Source organism: Paraburkholderia sp. SIMBA_053 (assembly GCF_046534895.1).
GTDB classification, from domain to species: domain Bacteria; phylum Pseudomonadota; class Gammaproteobacteria; order Burkholderiales; family Burkholderiaceae; genus Paraburkholderia; species Paraburkholderia caledonica.
In genome coordinates this window covers 1-330 of sequence record NZ_JAWRXU010000310.1, presented here as the reverse complement: position 1 = coordinate 330, position 330 = coordinate 1, and the positions used below count along the sequence as shown (strand labels likewise).

1 protein-coding gene and 1 pseudogene are annotated in these 330 nt (G+C 59.7%); both read left to right on the top strand.

What is annotated here, in order from left to right; translation table 11 throughout:
- Window positions 1–105, top strand: a pseudogene (locus SB753_RS35770) (ubiquinone-binding protein); the annotation flags it as partial.
- On the top strand, window positions 102–330 hold a 229-nt coding region (locus SB753_RS35765), incomplete at its 3' end, for an RnfH family protein (RefSeq protein WP_410804820.1). The pseudogene SB753_RS35770 and the gene SB753_RS35765, both read left to right, overlap by 4 nt.

The following is a 330-nucleotide window of genomic DNA, read 5'->3' as shown; positions in this document are numbered from 1 at the left end:
AACATCATCCTCGAAAAGATCATCGGGCCGGTGTTCAATCACATCGCCAATACATTCGTCGAATCTTTCGTGAAGCGCGCGGACCAGCGCTACGGCAAGGCATGAGCGAGCGTCTGTCCGTCCAGGTCTGTTATGCGCTCGCGAACGAACAGGCGCTCGTCGACGTGCAATTGCCGGCGGGCGCCACGCTCGCACAGGCTATCGAGGCAAGCGGCATTCTTCAGCGTTTTCCTCAGATCGATCTCGGGACGCAAAAGGTCGGCGTATTCGGCAAGCTCAAGCCGCTCGACACGGTGCTCGCCGATCACGACCGCGTCGAGATCTACCGGC